The organism is Rhodococcus sp. LMD (assembly GCF_056108245.1).
Map to the genome: position 1 here is coordinate 3530821 of NZ_CM148557.1, position 14954 is coordinate 3545774.

Sequence of the window (14954 nt, forward strand, 5' to 3'; positions counted from 1 at the left end):
CGTGCGTCCCATGACGTCCGCGATCCGGATCGAGGGACTGGTCAAGCGATTCGGACGCTTCACTGCGCTCGACGGCCTGGATCTGGAGGTCGCCGCGGGCGAGGTGCACGGTTTCCTCGGCCCCAACGGGGCCGGCAAGTCGACCACGTTGCGGGTCCTGCTGGGTCTGCTCCGGCCGGACGCCGGGCACGTCGGGCTGCTCGGCGGCGACCCCTGGCGCGACGTGGTGAGCCTGCACCGACGGCTCGCCTACGTGCCGGGCGACGTGAGCCTGTGGCCCGGAATGACCGGCGGCGAGGCGATCGATCTGCTCGGCCGGTTGCGCGGCGGACTCGACCGGCGGCGCCGCGCGGCCCTGCTCGACCGGTTCGAACTCGACCCGACCAGACGCGGCCGCACCTATTCGAAGGGCAACCGGCAGAAGGTGGCGCTCGTCGCGGCCCTGGCCTCGGACGTGGAACTGTTGCTGCTCGACGAGCCGACCTCGGGGCTCGACCCGGTCATGTCCGCGGTGTTCCACGACGAGATCACCCGGGAGAAGCGGCGCGGGCGGACGGTCCTGCTGTCGAGCCACGTGCTCAGCGAGGTCGAGACGCTCGCCGACCGGATGAGCATCATCCGCGACGGCCGGGTCGTCGAGACCGGCACGCTCGAGGACATGCGTGCGGATCTGCGCTCGACGATCGACGCTGTCCTCGCCGCCCCCGTGGCCGACCCGGCGGCACTGACCGCGCTGCCCGGGATCCACGACGTGCGCATCGACGGCCCGCGCGTGCACTGCGCGGTCGAGCACGGCCACGCCGGCCCGGTGCTCGCGGCTCTGGGCCGCAACGACATCCGCAGCATCACCGTCTCGCCACCGTCCCTCGAAGAGTTGTTCCTGCGGCACTATCACCGGCACGGCCGCGACGGGCAGGCCCCGACGTGAGGGCCTCGTGGACGGGGATGCGGCCGCTGCTGCGGGCCACCGCCGAGCAGGACCGCGGCAACGTCGCGCCGTGGATCGTGCTCGTCACGGCGCTGTCGGTGTCGTCGGTCCTCGCCTACGACTGGGTGTTCCCGGACGCGGCGAGCCGCCGCACCCTCGATGCCACCCTCGGCGCGAACCCGGCGCTGCGGGTCGTGTTCGGCCCGGCGCGCGACCTGACCTACGCGGACGGATTCAACGCGTGGCGGGCCGGGGCGCTCGGCGCGTTCTTCACGGCCCTGATGGCGATCCTGGCCGTCATCCGCAACAGCCGCGCCCACGAGGATTCGGGTCAGGCCGAACTCGTCGCCTCGGGCGTCGTCGGCCGCCAGGCCCGGCTGGCGACGGCCGTCGCGTGGTCGTCGCTGGCCTCCGTCGCGCTCGGTGTCGTCTGTGCGGGCGCGACGATCCTCGTCGGCGGCGGTGTCGCCGACTCGGTCACGCTGGCCGCGACGTTCACCGCGTCCGGGCTGGTGTTCGGCGCGCTCGCCGCGGTCACCGCCCAGCTGGGGTCCTACGCGCCCACCGCCACCACCCTGGCGATCGGGGTGCTCGGAGCCTGTCTGCTGGTGCGCGCCTACGTCGACGTGGTCGCCCCCGACGGATGGGCGATCTGGACGACCCCGCTGGGCTGGGTGCAGCAGGTTCGCCCGGCGGCGGGAAACGACTGGTGGCCCCTGGCGGCCTGCCTCGTGCTGACCGCGGTACTGCTGCTGATCGCGTTCGTCCTGCAGGCCCGGCGCGATTTCGGGGTCGGTGTGATCGCGCCGTCGCCGGGGCCCGCAGAAGGCGGGGCGGGAACGAACGTGTGGGGCCTGGCGCTGCGTCTGCACCGCGGCGCGCTCGCCGCGTGGACGACGGTGTTCGTGGCGCTCGGAGTGGTGTTCGGTTTCATGTCCACCACGTTCACGGAGGTCTTCGCCGACAACCCGGCGCTCGGCTCGCTGCTCGGGAGCGGACGCGGCTCGCTCGTCTTCGGTTTCGTGGTGACGATGCTGCAGCTGATGGGCATCGTCGCCGCCGTGTTCGGGGTCCAGGTGATGATGCGGCTGCGCGCCGAGGAACTGGCGCTGCGCGTCGAACCGGTGCTGGCCGGGGCCCTGACCCGGACCCGGTACTTCGCATCGCACGCGGGAGTCGCGCTGCTCGCCCCCGCGGCGGCGCTGCTCGTGGGCGCGACGCTGTTCGCGTACGTCTCGTCGGCGCGGGGTGGACGGATCGCGGCCGGGGATCTGATCCGGCAGGCGCTCGTGACGATTCCGGCGGTGTGGGTGCTGGTCGGGCTGGCGGTCGCGGTGATCGGCGCCCGGCCCCGGGCGCGGATGCTCGGCTGGCTCGGTGTGGTCGCCGCCTTCGCGCTGACGATCCTGGGCCCGCTGTTCCGGTTGTGGAACTGGATTCTGGGAATCAGTCCGTTCCGGCACGTGCCCGTGGTGACGGCGGCACCACCGCAGTGGCTCGGGCTCGCCGTGCTCACCGCCGTGGCCGCCCTGTTCGCCGCGGTGGGGTTCGCGGGGTTCCGGCGCCGGGACGTCGGCTGAGGACCGGTCGCACTACAGTCGCGGAGCATCGGGTCGTCACCGGGAACGGAGCACCGCATGAACCGTTGGGCCGCATTCGTCGTCGACCGGCGCTGGTGGGTGCTCGGGTTGGCGGTCGTCGTCGTCGTGCTCGCGGGCGTCTGGGGCACCGGGGTGTTCGGCCGACTCTCGCAGGGCGGGTTCTACGACCCCGGCAGCGAATCGGCCGAGGTGCAGCGCATCGTGGACGACAATTTCGGTCCCCAGACCGCCGACATCATCGCGATCTACACCCCGCCACCCGGGCGCACCGTCGCCGACATCGGACCCGAGGTGACCGCGGTGCTCGATCGGTTCGCGGCCGAGGTACCCACCCGTTCGGTCGACTCCTACTGGTCGGCCACGCCACCGGCGAAGCAGCTGCTGCTGTCGAAGGACGGCGGCAGCGCGGCGGCGGCCGTCACCCTCGAGCCCGGCTCGGAGATCACCGTCACGACGTTCCAGGGTCTGCTCCCGAGACTCGAGGTCCCCGGTGTCGACGCGCAGTTCGCGGGGAACTCGGTCGTCGGCGTCGCGTTCACCACCCGGCTCGAGCGCGATCTGCTCTTCGCGGAGGCGATTGCTCTTCCGGTGACGCTGGTGCTGCTAGTGTTCATCTTCGGCGGTCTCGTCGCGGCGGCGGTCCCGGTGTTCGTCGGGGTCCTCGCCGTCCTCAGCGCTCTGGCGACGCTGCGTCTGCTCACGATGTACACGGAGGTGAGCTCGTTCGCGCTGAACGTCACGTCGCTGATCGGTCTGGGCCTGGCGATCGACTACGGCCTGTTCATCGTCAGCCGTTTCCGGGAGGAGCTCGACTCCGGCGCCGACCCGGCCTCCGCGACGCGTCGCACCGTGCTCACCGCGGGCCGCACGGTCATGTTCTCGGGGCTGTTGCTGATGTGCGCCTTCGCCGGAATGCTCGTGTTCCCGCAGGCGCTGCTGCGGTCCCTGGGTCTCGGCGCGATCGCCGCCGTGCTCAGCGCGGCGGTGCTCTCGCTCACCGCGATTCCCGCGCTGCTGGCGATACTCGGGCACCGCATCAACGCGCTGACGTGGCGTGAGGGCGCCGCGCGGCGGGGCGAGGCCCGGGCCCGGCGCTTCTGGGGGTCGGTGGTGACGAAGGTGATGCGCCGGCCGGCCCTGGTGGCGGTGACGATCACCGCCGGTCTGCTGCTGCTCGCCACGCCGCTGCTGCGCGCCTCCTTCGGCGAGATCGAGTACACCGCCCTGCCCGCGGGTGACCCGGCGCGTGCCGCCACCCAGACACTGCTCGACGAGTTCCCCTCCACCGGCAACGGCGTCACGCTCGTGCTGCGGGGCGACGACGGTTCCGCACCCGCCGCGGTCGCGGTCACGGCGGTATCCCGCGCGGCGGCGGACGTGGACGGCATCGCGCAGACCGTCACCGTCGCCGCGCGGAACGACGTCGTGGTCCTGCAGGCGCTGTACGCCCAGGGGGTGGAGGAGACGCCGCAGGCGAGCGAGATCGTCCGGGAGCTACGGGATCTGCCGCCCCCGCCGGGCACCGACCTGCTCGTCGGCGGCGGCCGGGCGATGGTCGACGACAGCAATGCCGCGATCGCCCGCTCGATGCCGGCGATGATCGCGGTCATGGTGCTCTCCACCCTGGTGCTGCTGTTCCTGGCATTCGGGTCCGTGGTGCTCCCGCTCAAGGCGGTGGCGATGGCGGGTCTGAGCCTGGCCGCCACGTTCGGCGTGCTCACCTGGGTGTTCCAGCTCGGCAACGGAGCGGAGCTGCTCGGCGTGACCCCCAGTCCGCTGGAGCCGAGCTTCGTGGTGCTGATCCTGGCGGTGGTGTTCGGCCTGTCCACCGACTACGAGGTGTTCCTGATGTCGCGCATGGTTGAGGCCCGGGCCGCCGGGGCGAGCACGGAGGAGGCGGTACGGTTCGGCACCGAGCGCACCGGCCGGGTGGTGACCTCGGCGGCGTTGCTGCTGATCGTGGTGACCGGCGCGTTCACGATCTCGGGACTGTCGATCATGCGGTTCCTGGGGGTGGGGATGATCCTCGCGCTGATCATCGACGCGACCGTGGTGCGGATGCTGCTGGTGCCGTCGCTGGTCAAGCTGATGGGCGAGGCGAACTGGTGGGCACCGGCGTGGATGAAACGGGCGCACGCGAAGGTCGGCATCGGACACTAGAATCCGTTCTTACCTTGCAGTAGGTTCGGGCCATGGCCACGTACCTCGTCACGGGCGGCACCGGTTTCCTCGGCACGCACGTGCTCGGCCGACTGCTCGGGACCCGGCCGGACGCCGACATCCATGTGCTGGTCCGGCCGGCGTCGCTGCCGAAGTTCGAGGCCCTCCGCAGGCGTCTGGGCGGTGGGTCCCGGGTGCACGCGCTGCTCGGCGATCTCACCGAACCGGGACTCGGACTCGACCCCGCCACGGTGCCGCCGGCCGAGCACGTCCTGCACCTCGGCGCGATCTACGACCTGACCGTCGGCGAGGAGCAGGCGACCACGAACGTCGCGGGTACGCGCGCGGTGATCACGCTCGCACTGGAACTGGGCGCGACCCTGCACCACGTCTCGTCCGTCGCTGTCGCCGGTGATCACCGCGGCACGTTCGCCGAGGACGACCTCGACCTGGGCCAGCGCTTCCCGTCGCCGTATCACCGCACCAAGTTCGAGGCCGAGAAGGCGGTCCGGGCGAGCCCGGTGCGCCGGCGCATCTACCGGCCGTCGGTGATCGTGGGCAGTTCCACCACCGGCGAGATCACCAAGATCGACGGTCCCTACTACTTCTTTCCCGCCCTGGCCGCGCTGGCGGCGCTGCCGTCCCGGCTGCCACTGGTCCTGCCCGACCTCGGCGACACCAACCTGGTGCCGGTCGACTACGTCGCGGCCGCGATCGTCGAACTCATGCACCGTCCCGGATCGGACGGGCGCACCTTCCACCTCGTCTCGCGCCCACAGCCGGTGCGCGAGGTGTTCGCGGCGCTGGCCGCCGCGGCGGGAGCCCCCGTTCCCGTCGCCGGTGTGCCCGGCGCGCTGGTGCGTCCGCTGTTGTCGAGCAGCGCGCTTCCCGGCCTGGACGCCGTCCGTCGTCTCGTGCTGCGCCGGGCGGGCATCCCCCCGGTCGTGCTCGACCAGCTGACCTTCCCGAGCCGGTTCACCGACCGGAACACCCGGGAGGCCCTGCGCGGCAGCGGGATCACGCTGCCCGAGTTCGCCGGGTACGCCCCGCTGCTGTGGCGCTACTGGCGCGAGCACCTCGACCCCGACCGGGCCCGCCGCGACGATCCGCGCGGACCGCTCGTGGAACGGCACGTGCTGATCACCGGTGCCTCCTCGGGGATCGGACGCGCCACCGCGATCGCCGCGGCCCGCGAGGGTGCCGTGGTCTTCGCCCTCGCCCGTCGCGCCGAGGAACTCGACGCGGTCGTCGCCGCGATCCGCGCGGACGGCGGCAGTGCGTACGCCTATCCGTGTGACGTCACCGACTCGGCTGCGGTCGAGCACACCGTGCAGGCGATCCTCGCCGAGCACGACTGCATCGACATGCTGGTCAACAACGCGGGCCGCTCGATCCGGCGCGGGCTGTACCACTCGACGGACCGACTGCACGACTTCGAACGCACCATGGCGGTCAACTACTTCGGCGCGGTGCGGGCGACCCTGGCCCTGCTGCCGCACATGCGGGCGCGCCGCTTCGGACACATCGTGAACATCAGCACCGCGGGGGTACAGGCCCGCACCCCGCGATACGCGGCGTACATCGCCTCGAAGTCCGCGCTCGAAGGATTCGCGGACGTCGCCGCCTCCGAGACGCGGGACGACGGAATCACGTTCACCACCCTCCACATGCCTCTCGTGCGGACCCCCATGATCGAGCCCACCGGGTCGTACAACCCGGGACCGGCGATCAGCCCGGAGGACGCCGCGCAGATGGTGATCCGGGCCCTCGTCGAGCGGCCCAAACGCATCGACGTGCCGATCGGCACCGTCGGTGAGTTCGCCGGTCTCTTCGCCCCGGCTCTGCGGGATCGGATGTTCGCGCTCTACTACCACGCCTACCCCGACGCGCCCGCCGCACGCGGCGAGAAGTCCGACACGCCCCCGCAGCTGCGGACGCTGCCCCGTCCGATGCTGCCGAACCCCGCGGTGCTGCGCCGGGTCGGCCGGTTGCTGCCCGGCGTGCACTGGTGAGGCGGCTGCGCCGCCGGTGTGCCGTTTGGGCGGCTGGGACCGCCCAAAGGGCACACCGCTAGAGAATCGCCACCAGTGGTCGCACCGGCTTCGGATCGGCGCCGCAGCTGACCGGGCGTGGCGGCAGTTGCCGGGCCTCGACCCGCACGCGCCAGTGACGGCCGTCGCGGTGCCGCACCACCGTTGCGGCGTCGCTCTCGTCGACGACGAACGCATCGGCGTCCGCGGTCACCCGTTCGCGCACCGCGATCTCGGCGACCTGCCCGGCCGCGGACCAGCTGCTGCGCCCCCGCAGCCCCGGCAGGTACACCTCGCCGCGGGCGGCGGCCGCCATGGCGTCCCGGCTCTGCGCGACGTCGAGCCGGCCGTAGGTGTAGCCCGTGGGCAGCAGGATCAGCGAGGGTGCGAACCGGTGCCCGCCGGTGTGCGAACACTCCCACACATCCTCGCCGAACTCCGCGGCCAGCGCCGCAGCCACAGGACGCCCCAGCACAGCGCAGCACCGGTCCCGCTTGCCGTGGGCGCACACCAGCGCGACGGGCCGGCTCACCGCGCGGCCGAGGCCGGGTGCCGGACCGGCGACGACGCGCGGGATCAGATCGAGCAGTTCCTTCGGTTCCCCGACCTCGAGCCGCTCACACCAGCTGCTGCCCGGATCGGACCGGGCCAGGAACACGGTGCGGGCGCCGCCGGGACGCGACGTGTCGCGTCCGGGTCGCCGGATGAACAGCAGCCGCACGCCGGCGGCGTCGGCCGCGGCCGAGAACTCGCCGGCGAGGTCGGGACCGAGAGCGGTACCGTCGAGGACGTCGCGCCCCCAGCCGGACGGCATCTCGAGGCACACCCAGCCCGGAGCGGTGGCGGCGGTGCCGGGCAATGGCTCGTCGAGCGCAGAGGCCGCGGAGCAGGTGGGAGGAAATGCAGGGCTCACCCGCTCATTGTGTCCGTCCGGGCTGATCGTGGAAGCGACGGCCCTCGGCAAGTTGCCGCACGAAGGCCTCGATGCGGCGTGCACGGGTCTCCGGGCGCTTCGCGGCCTGCAACCGATAGACGATCGCGTAGCGGTTGCGACCGTCGAGCGTGTCGTAGAAGGCCCGCGCGGCGGGATTGCCCGCGAGGGCGTCGAGGAAGTCCTGCGGCATCTGCGCGGTCGCCTGGCCGGGGTAGGCGCGCTCCCAGCGACCGTCTGCGCGGGCGCGGGCGACTTCCGCGGCCCCGGCTGCGCTCAGCCGGCCCTCGGCCTCGAGGCGCTCGACGAGTTCGCGGTTGCGCTGCGACCACGGGCTGCGGGCCCGGCGCGGCGTGATGCGCTGGAGGCGGAAGTCGTCGTCGAGCCTGCGCGCCTGACTGTCGATCCAGCCGTGGCACAGCAGTTCCTCGACCACCTCGGCGTAGCTCACCGACGGATGCGCCGATCCCTTCTTGGCGAGCGCGACCCAGATGCCCGGCGAATCGGTGTGGTGCTCACGCAGCCAGGTGGCGAAGGACTCCCGGTCGGGGAAGTACTCGACGGGCAACTCGTCGGCCATGGTCATCTCCCCAGCCGGCGCAGGCCGGACCGCGTCCACAGACCGAGGAAGCTCTGGGAGAGGTAGGCGAGAGAGCCGAGCGCGAGCACCCACTTCACGGTGCTGACCGTTGTCGCCGCCCGGACGGTGGTGTCGGTGATGCGGTCCCGGTGGTCGAGCAGGTACAGACCCGCGACGTTCTCGACGTAGTCCGCGGACGCGGCCACCGCCGGGGCGAGGGCGAGGGCGCGGCGGATGCGCGCAGGAACGGGCCGGTGGTCGGCGAGCGATCGCGCCCCGGCCCGCAGTGCGATGGCAAAGATCAAGGGATGCACCAGGTCCCAGTAGTAGTGTCGGCGATACCGCGCGACAGCGTCCGCATCGAGTCCGTCGAGAACCCGGCGGTACGCCGCTGCGGAGAAGGCGGTCTGGATCCGTCCGACTGCCGGCGCGGCGGGGCCGAGCACTCGGGCGATGTTGGCCTGCGACACCGCGAATACCGCTGCGGCGACCAGCAGGCGACGGTCGTGCGCGGTCCGTGCCATGCGGCGATCCTAACGTCCGGCCGGCAGCGCGGTGCCCGGTCGGACCGCTCGATCGGTCCGGCCGGGCACCCGCTTCACGTGGTCGGCGCTCAGCGCGCTCGCGCTGCGGGGGCATCCGTCACAGGCCGGCGGAGCCGCTGGTGATCGGGTTGCAGCCGCGGATTGTCGTCTGGTGCCACGTGCCGATATCCATGTAGTCCTGCTCGGGCCCGAGGATCATCCGGTACTTCACGACGTGCGAGTCCGCCAACGGATTCGGCAACGTCGGAAGCTGCTCGACAGTACCGAGCCGCACGTTGTGGGTGACGGTGCCATTGGGGACGGACTTCAGTCCGGCGAGGCGACCGGTGGGCCCGGTGCCGTAGTCCGTGCCGGTGGGCACCTCGTCGTCGACGACGAAGTCGATGGTGAAGTTCTCGAGGGCCGTGTCGTTCTCGATCGTGAAGTCGACGGAGCAGTCGTCCTTACCGTCGGCCCAGTACCGCACCGGCCCATCGTGCTTTCCGCCCTCGGGCGCGGCCGCGGCCACACCGCCGCCGAGCCCCACGCCGACACCCGCAGCGATCACGGTGGCAGCGAGTCGTTTCGTCGTGCTGCGCATGTGCGCTCCTCTCGTCGAAGAAGTAGGTGTTTCGGACGGTATCAATCATCTTCGGCCGTGCAACCCGTCGTTGCCAATCGCCGCCGGAGCCGGGGGGACGGCAACCAGACACCATTCCCGCCGTCCGCGGGAGTCAAACCGTTGTCGGCGAACCGACACCGCAACGATGCCTCGACAGCGTCCTGTCCTGCGGATTCCGTGCCGCCGGTGGCGCAGCCGGCACCCCGGAGGACGCGAATGTGATTTGCATCACACTGACTGCGTCTGCACTTCAGCCGGCCGACGGCTCGTGGGTGCCCCGTCCCCGCCCTCCCCGATTCGGATCAGCACGTGGTGATGAACCGTGCCGGCGTGCACCGTGTCCTCGTGCGTCGTGCAGGGCTGCTCCGTGTGCGGGACTCGAACCCGCTGCGCTGCCCTCCGCGCGCCGGAGGATACAGACGGGTCGATTCACCGCGACCCACGGCGTGTGCTCGCTTCCGATCCGGGTACCTGCTGCCCACGATCACTCGTCGATCAGATCGACCTCCCAGTTCACGCGCTGGATCTCGAGGTCCACCCGCCGGATCCGGCGAGCCAGATCGTCGGCGGTGCGCCGTAGGTCCCGGACCGACAGCGCCGAGACGTATGCCAGTTCGGACCGGAGCTGTCGCCCGTATCGATCCTTGCCACCCGAGGCCGCGTCCGCGGCCGCGGTCAGCGCACGGTGCCGCGTCTGCAGAGCGTCCCGTTCGGCCAACGCATCGGTGAGGGTCCGGTCTCCGACGGGGTAGCGGTGTTCGTCTTGTTGATCCGGGCGATCAGCAGAGCATGCCGATCGACGGCGTCGGTGAGTTGTTCGAGAAGCTCGCCGGCATTCTCGGCGGGCTCCTCCCCTTCCTGATATCGGGCATTGGCCACGATCCGGGCGCCGAGCTGCTCGATCCGCCGTTTCAGCTCGCCTCGTTCGGCGAGTGCCTCCGCCAGCCGCATGACGTCGAATCGTAGACGAGCGATCGAGTTCATGCGTACCCGGTTTCCGGCACCGCCGAGACCACCCATCCGGGCGGAAAAACCGTGTCCCACGTCCCGGTCCGCGAACGGCTCTGCCACGTCGGCGTGCCCGCGGGTGAGCTGCGGTACAGGCCCCGGGCGGCGGCAAGGGTGCGGTCGTACTGGGTCGGCCAGCCGATGTCGGCGGCGAGCTGCTCGAGAACGACGCGATCCCGACTCAACGCCCGTTCGGTGTGGGCGAGTGCGGGCAGCGAGTCCCGCTTGTCGGTGTTGCACCTTCCGCAGGCGAGTACGAGATTCGCCAGTCCGTCGAGGGGTACCCGGGACCACGGTAGCACGTGGTCGACCGGGCTACCCTCGGAAAGTATTGCCGCACAATAGAAGCAACGCGCCCCGAACGCCTCACGAAGCGCCACCCGGGGCTTCGTGAGCGAGACGCGCTCGCGACCGAACAGGTGCCCCGCAATGTCGGGAACGTCGAGAAAGGCGTTGTACCGGCGCACGTCCTGTACCCACAGGATCTCCAGAGTCGGAGTGAGCAGACCGGACAGGCGCGCCAGGGCCGCCGCAACTCCCGGAAACAGACGGATCGCGCCGCCGTGCCGGACGATCGCCGCCCGGGTGATCCCGGAGTGCAGCCAGGAGTCGTCGTAGAGGAACGGTTCACCGCGTCCGCCCGGCACCCGCTGCAGCCGGTACAGCGGCTGTTGCGCGAGCGTGAGCGCGACCTCCGCGACGGTCTCGCGGTACAGGTCCGGCTTCCGCGATCTCGCGCGGGACAGACCGGCCACCCCGTCGGCGTTCACAGCGCCGCGCAGTGCCTCCACGGCCGTCAGGATCCGAGCCCTGGGCTGCGACGACTGCCGGAGCCGATGCCCGTCGAACGGGCGGACCTGGGGCCAGTACAGGTCGATCACCCGCTCGGCGAGCGCGTCGATCGGCACGTCGAGCGCCGCGGCCGGGTCCGCCGGCAGGTGTTCGACGCAGAAGCCGACCAGCGCCGACAGGACAGCCAGCTTGTAGGTGGCGGTGCGCGCACCGGTCTCGAGGACGGCGACGACGCGCTGACCGAGCGCGAGAGGATCCGTCGGTGGTCCGGTACCGTCCACCCCGCGACGGTAGCGCAGCGGAAGGAACCACGATGGGCAAGCTGGTCCGCGACCGGATTCCCGAGATCATCGAAGCCGACGGTCGGGTGGCGCACACTCGGGTACTCGATCGGGACGAGTACCGCTGCGCCCTGCTCGACAAACTCGTGGAGGAAGCGCACGAACTCCGGCACGCGCGGGGCGACGACGAGCGGCTCGGCGAACTCGCCGACATGCACGAGGTGTTCACGGCTGCGCTCTCCGCATTCGGGATCACCGCGGACGAGGTGGTTGCCGCGGCTGCCGCCAAGCGCGCCGAACGCGGCGGCTTCGATCGCCGCATCTGGCTGGAATAGCTCTGTCGTTGCGGAACGAGTGCTCAGGTGAGGAACGGCAGCACAGTGGCCTCGAACTCGCGGTGCCGGTCGCGGTGGATGCTGTGGCCACAGGTGAAGTCGTGGACCGCGACGTCGCCGAGGACGTCCACCGCGGCCGTGAGCCGGGTCGGATCGACCATGCTGCCGGGCCCGCCCCGCAGAATCAGCGTCGGCGCGGTGATCTGCGCAAGACGTTCCCACCACATCGGATTCGGCGCGCGGAACTGGGTGATGGCCGAGCCGGTCATGGAGCGGTCGAAGGCGAAGGTCGCGCGCGGATTGCGCAGCAGGCTCGTCGAGGCGTGCCACAGTTCGCCCGGCGACGGCAGACGCCCACCGAGCACCGGCGGCGGATCGCCCGGACGCAGCGGCAGCGGGGCCTCCTCGAGCACGAGCCGGCGCACCAGGCCCGGGCGCTGCTGCGCGACGAGGGATCCGGTGTGCCCGCCGAGGGAGTGCCCGACGAGGTCGACCGTCTCGAGGCCCAGGTGCTCGCAGAGCCCGAGCACGTCGGCGCCGAACTCGTCGAAACGGTAGGACGCGGCACGGGCACTGCGTCCGTGGCCGCGCAGGTCCACCGCCACGACCCGCCGGCCGGCCGCGAGCAGTGACCGGGCGAACCGGTCCCACGTGCGGCCGTCGCCGCCCATCCCGTGCACCAGCAGCACCGGCACGGGGTGGTGGCCCGTCCTGGGAGCCGAATCCCGGTAGGCGATCGCCACCCCGTTCGGCGCGGCCGTCAGCACACTGGTCTCCACGTCCATCGAGCGTACTCACTCGTAGACGCCCTCCACATGCCAGTGCTCGTCGACGTGGATCACCAGCAGGGCCCGGGACTCCTCGAGCCGCACCTGCAGCCGTGCCACCGCCCGCGCCGCCGCCGGATCCCACCAGTACTCGTCCACCGGCCACGGCCCGGCCCACCCGCGCACCCGCCAGCTGCGGCTGCCCCAGCTCAGCCGGTCGGGATCGCCGCTGAGCAGACCACGCTCGGTCACCGTCACCGGGGTGCCCGCCGCATCCTCGAGCGCAACGGGAGGCAGGGTGGTGAGCACCACAGCCGGGGCGGGCGGCGGTAGCCGGCCCGGCCACGGCGCCGACGGATCCGTCGCCGGCACCGACTCCTCCCCCAGCGGCACGAGGGTCACCCGTTCCACCGGGCCACGTCCACCACTGAGCACCCCCACCAACACGGAATCGGCACCGAGCAGTCCCTGCACCCGCACCAGGGCGCGCCGGGCCCGCTCGTCCTCGTCGCCGACTCCGCCCCACAAACCCAGCTGCAACGATCCCGCCGCCACCACCTCCACCGGTTCGAGCCGCAGCAGGACGATCCCGGCGGTGGGGCGGGCTGCACTGTGCCCGGTGAGCCAGCCGTCGAGTTGCCAGCGCACCCGATCGGCGGTGCCGTCCGGGGTCAGCGGCTCGGCGCAGCGCCACGTCCGGGCCAATTCCTCACCGTTGCCGGTGCGGGCGGCCACCAGCAGCCGGGTGCAGGCCACGCCCGCCGCGGCCAGCCGGGTGTGCAGCACCGCGGCAAGTGCCCGGCTGGCGAAGGCGGCCGAGTCGACCCGTTCGAGCGGCGGATCACAGGGACGTTCCACCACCAGATCGGGCGGCAGGGCACGACCGGACGGCGGCCGTTGCGGCCGTGCCCGTGCGTCGCGGTGCGCGGCGACGGCGTCCGGGCCGAAGCGGGAGGCGACGTCGGTCGGCGACAGCGCGGCGAACGCCCCGATCGTGCGCAGACCGAGCCGTTTCAGCAGGTCCACCAGGTCGACGCGCTCCGGGGCCGCCAGGGACGGCTCCAGACAGATCTCCGAAATACTCAGAGGCGCAAGGAATTCCTCGTCCCCTCCGGGCGGGACGAGGCGGGCGTGGCGGGCGGCGAGCACCGCGGTGAACAACTCGTCGGCGATCCCGACCTGGCATTCGACGCCGGTGGCGGCCACCTCGTCGATCAGCCGCTCGGCCGCCGCCTCCTCGGAACCGAACCAGCGCACGACGCCGCGCGCGGCGAGCACCACCAGACCGGGACGCAGCACCTCCACGCCCGGCGCCGTCGCATCGATCGCCGCCGCCACCGGTTCGAACAACCGCGCGTCGCGACCCGGATCATCCTGGGCAACATACAAATCCGGACACCGAGCCTGAGCCTCCCGGCGCCGCAGGCCCCGTCGCACGCCGGCGGCCCGGGCCGGTGCGGAACAGGCCACCACCCGGTTGGCCGAGATCACCGCCACCGGTGCCGTCGGCGGCAGGTCGGCGGCCGCGGCGGCAGCGATCGCCGGCCAGTCCGGGCACCACAGGGCCACCACCCGGGCCGGGCGGGGTTCGCTCACAGCGCCACCTCGGCAGGCCGGGGACTGCCGACCTGCGCCGGTCCGCCCGGCCGCCACTCCACCCCGGTTCGACCGGCGCACAGGTCCATTCGCGCCGACCGAGGCTGGAAGGACCGTCCCTGGGCACGCACGGAGAACCTGGTACCGCACAGTCTGCCCCGGGCCGGGGCCGACAGCCCCCGGTAACCGTGCACCGCAGCCTCGAGCCGCACGTGCGCTCCGTCCCACCGGCCGTCGGTGACCACCAGGGCTGCACCCTTGCTCCGGGCCCGAGCCACCACCGCCCGGGCCCGCGACGGCGGCACCACGACGCCCCCGAGACCGAGAACGACGAGGTCCATGCCGTCGAGCAGGACGGCGGCCACCTCCACCGGATCCGGCCCCGGGTGGGGGATCAGCGCGATCCGGCTCAACTCGGCCCCCATCTCGGCGGCAGCCAGCAGACCCAGGCGGCGATGGCCGACGACGGCGGCATGCCCACCGGCGGCGGTGGCCGAGGCCAGCACACCGAGCAGCAAAGACGTTGCTCCCGAAAAGCTTACGACGGATCCACGAGTCAGGCCGCCGTCCGGGAGCAGCCGGGCGAGAGGCTCGGGCACCGGGAGCAACCGATCGGCCGGCACCGGAGACGCGGCGGGTTCTGCCGGGCGGGGACGGGCGCTCTCCCCCCTCGCGGGGATCGCGGCGATCTGCCGACGCAACGCCTCGAGCCGTTCCTGCCGGGAAGGACCCACCGGATCCTGCGACCCACCCTCGACCCGAAACTCGGCCACCTCGCCCACACGAACTCCCCTCGCCC

General features: G+C 72.1%; 13 protein-coding genes and 1 pseudogene. 5 read left to right on the forward strand and 9 right to left on the reverse strand.

The features are described from left to right. Positions 1-10: 10 nt before the first annotated feature. Genes ACWPQI_RS16320 through ACWPQI_RS16335 form a run of 4 tightly spaced genes read left to right on the forward strand, consistent with a single transcriptional unit; the run spans position 11 to position 6701 of the window. Positions 11-928: an ABC transporter ATP-binding protein gene (locus ACWPQI_RS16320; protein ID WP_010595537.1), complete on the forward strand. Its 918-nt coding sequence runs from the start codon at positions 11-13 to the stop codon at positions 926-928. Further along, positions 925-2508 carry an ABC transporter permease gene (locus ACWPQI_RS16325; RefSeq protein WP_395705334.1) on the forward strand — a complete coding sequence of 528 codons (1584 nt, stop codon included), beginning with the start codon at positions 925-927 and terminating at the stop codon, positions 2506-2508. Before ACWPQI_RS16320 ends, ACWPQI_RS16325 begins: the two co-directional genes overlap by 4 nt. Positions 2509-2565: 57 nt before the next feature. Beyond that, entirely contained in the window at positions 2566-4689 is a 2124-nt protein-coding gene (locus ACWPQI_RS16330; RefSeq protein WP_395705333.1) for an MMPL family transporter, read from the forward strand. 32 nt (positions 4690-4721) lie between these two features. Then, on the forward strand, positions 4722-6701 hold the full coding sequence (locus ACWPQI_RS16335) for an SDR family oxidoreductase (protein WP_395705332.1): 1980 nt from the start codon (positions 4722-4724) through the stop codon (positions 6699-6701). 58 nt (positions 6702-6759) lie between these two features. On the opposite strand, the gene ACWPQI_RS16340 is transcribed toward ACWPQI_RS16335, so the two are convergent. From ACWPQI_RS16340 to ACWPQI_RS16365, 6 genes and pseudogenes are all read right to left on the reverse strand, one after another. Beyond that, positions 6760-7632 carry a sucrase ferredoxin gene (locus ACWPQI_RS16340; RefSeq protein ID WP_026137513.1) on the reverse strand — a complete coding sequence of 291 codons (873 nt, stop codon included), beginning with the start codon at positions 7630-7632 and terminating at the stop codon, positions 6760-6762. A 4-nt stretch (positions 7633-7636) separates the two neighbouring features. Beyond that, a complete protein-coding gene (locus ACWPQI_RS16345) occupies positions 7637-8230 on the reverse strand; it encodes a YdeI/OmpD-associated family protein (RefSeq protein WP_010595543.1) in 594 nt (197 codons plus the stop codon). Between the two features lie 2 nt (positions 8231-8232). Beyond that, positions 8233-8754, reverse strand: coding sequence for a hypothetical protein (locus ACWPQI_RS16350; RefSeq protein ID WP_010595544.1), 522 nt, complete (start codon positions 8752-8754; stop codon positions 8233-8235). 118 nt (positions 8755-8872) lie between these two features. Next, complete coding sequence (locus tag ACWPQI_RS16355; protein ID WP_010595545.1) at positions 8873-9355, reverse strand: hypothetical protein; 483 nt, start codon at positions 9353-9355, stop codon at positions 8873-8875. A gap of 505 nt (positions 9356-9860) precedes the next feature. Then, positions 9861-10327 (reverse strand): annotated as a pseudogene (locus ACWPQI_RS16360) (DIP1984 family protein). A 29-nt stretch (positions 10328-10356) separates the two neighbouring features. Beyond that, complete coding sequence (locus ACWPQI_RS16365) at positions 10357-11457, reverse strand: HNH endonuclease (RefSeq protein WP_099528003.1); 1101 nt, start codon at positions 11455-11457, stop codon at positions 10357-10359. A gap of 32 nt (positions 11458-11489) precedes the next feature. On the opposite strand from ACWPQI_RS16365, the gene ACWPQI_RS16370 reads away from it, so the two are divergent. Further along, entirely contained in the window at positions 11490-11792 is a 303-nt protein-coding gene (locus tag ACWPQI_RS16370) for a nucleoside triphosphate pyrophosphohydrolase (protein ID WP_010595548.1), read from the forward strand. Positions 11793-11815: 23 nt separating this feature from the next. Here the strand turns inward: ACWPQI_RS16370 and ACWPQI_RS16375 are convergent, their stop codons facing one another. Genes ACWPQI_RS16375 through ACWPQI_RS16385 form a run of 3 tightly spaced genes read right to left on the reverse strand, consistent with a single transcriptional unit; the run spans position 11816 to position 14937 of the window. After that, positions 11816-12571: an alpha/beta fold hydrolase gene (locus ACWPQI_RS16375; protein WP_026137515.1), complete on the reverse strand. Its 756-nt coding sequence runs from the start codon at positions 12569-12571 to the stop codon at positions 11816-11818. 15 nt (positions 12572-12586) lie between these two features. After that, a complete protein-coding gene (locus ACWPQI_RS16380; protein ID WP_474738392.1) occupies positions 12587-14155 on the reverse strand; it encodes a DNA polymerase Y family protein in 1569 nt (522 codons plus the stop codon). Beyond that, positions 14152-14937 (reverse strand): hypothetical protein, encoded by a 786-nt coding sequence (locus ACWPQI_RS16385; protein ID WP_026137516.1) that lies wholly within the window; start codon positions 14935-14937, stop codon positions 14152-14154. The genes ACWPQI_RS16380 and ACWPQI_RS16385 overlap by 4 nt, the downstream gene beginning before the upstream one ends. Positions 14938-14954 lie beyond the last annotated feature (17 nt).

Bases quoted from the DNA above. Each gene is read 5' to 3' on its own strand.
- ACWPQI_RS16355 (WP_010595545.1), bottom strand. From the start codon at position 9,355: ATGCGCAGCACGACGAAACGACTCGCTGCCACCGTGATCGCTGCGGGT.
- ACWPQI_RS16320 (WP_010595537.1), top strand. From the start codon at position 11: ATGACGTCCGCGATCCGGATCGAGGGACTGGTCAAGCGATTCGGACGC.
- ACWPQI_RS16370 (WP_010595548.1), top strand. From the start codon at position 11,490: ATGGGCAAGCTGGTCCGCGACCGGATTCCCGAGATCATCGAAGCCGAC.
- ACWPQI_RS16335 (WP_395705332.1), top strand. From the start codon at position 4,722: ATGGCCACGTACCTCGTCACGGGCGGCACCGGTTTCCTCGGCACGCAC.
- ACWPQI_RS16345 (WP_010595543.1), bottom strand. From the start codon at position 8,230: ATGGCCGACGAGTTGCCCGTCGAGTACTTCCCCGACCGGGAGTCCTTC.
- ACWPQI_RS16330 (WP_395705333.1), top strand. From the start codon at position 2,566: ATGAACCGTTGGGCCGCATTCGTCGTCGACCGGCGCTGGTGGGTGCTC.
- ACWPQI_RS16350 (WP_010595544.1), bottom strand. From the start codon at position 8,754: ATGGCACGGACCGCGCACGACCGTCGCCTGCTGGTCGCCGCAGCGGTA.